Source organism: Vibrio sp. 10N.222.46.A1, from assembly GCF_041473595.1.
Lineage (GTDB): Bacteria > Pseudomonadota > Gammaproteobacteria > Enterobacterales > Vibrionaceae > Vibrio > Vibrio tasmaniensis_A.
In genome coordinates, this window is the sequence record NZ_JBFRSN010001663.1 from 1 (window position 1) to 579 (window position 579).

A 579-nucleotide genomic window follows, 5' to 3' on the forward strand; every position below is an offset into this window, starting at 1 on the left:
CATGTATATAATATATATAAAAAAATAAACGTAACCAACCGAAAAGAAGCAATAAGAAAAGCAAATTTTATCAATAGTTTAGAGACTATTATACAACCAGGCATGTAGTTAATATTTGAGTCACAAATATAGAGACACTGGATTGCAGTTATTTTTACAACAGATCGTATTATAATTTAGGCCCTTGAAAAGGTGATCTTCTATTATCCCCCTCCGTCATAAAATCACAGTTAGACTGAACAACGAAGTTTAAATCATATCACCAGTGACTTAATTACATTCTGCCCTCTAAGGTACGAATAGAATTTTTGAACTCACAAAACATCACTTCTTAAGCCCTCTACTCGCCTAACAGAACGAAGTCAGTTGTAACTGTCAACACTATTAGCTTCTAAAATATCTAAAGCATTAAGCATCTAAAGCAATTCGGACTTGAGCTTCCCCTTAGGGTAAGCTTTATTGTTATGTTTTTACCGGAGCAAAAGCATGACTTACCGTTCCTTCACTTTACTATTACTCACTCTTTCCCCTAGCCTTCATGCCTCTAATTTTGGCGATCCTGAACTGGGTAAAATGAAG

2 pseudogenes are annotated in these 579 nt (G+C 34.9%); both read left to right on the forward strand.

Features of this window, described 5'->3' with window-relative positions:
• Positions 1-108, forward strand: a pseudogene (locus AB4496_RS28725) (DNA-binding response regulator); the annotation flags it as partial.
• 378 nt (positions 109-486) lie between these two features.
• Positions 487-579, forward strand: a pseudogene (locus AB4496_RS28730) (cytochrome c); the annotation flags it as partial.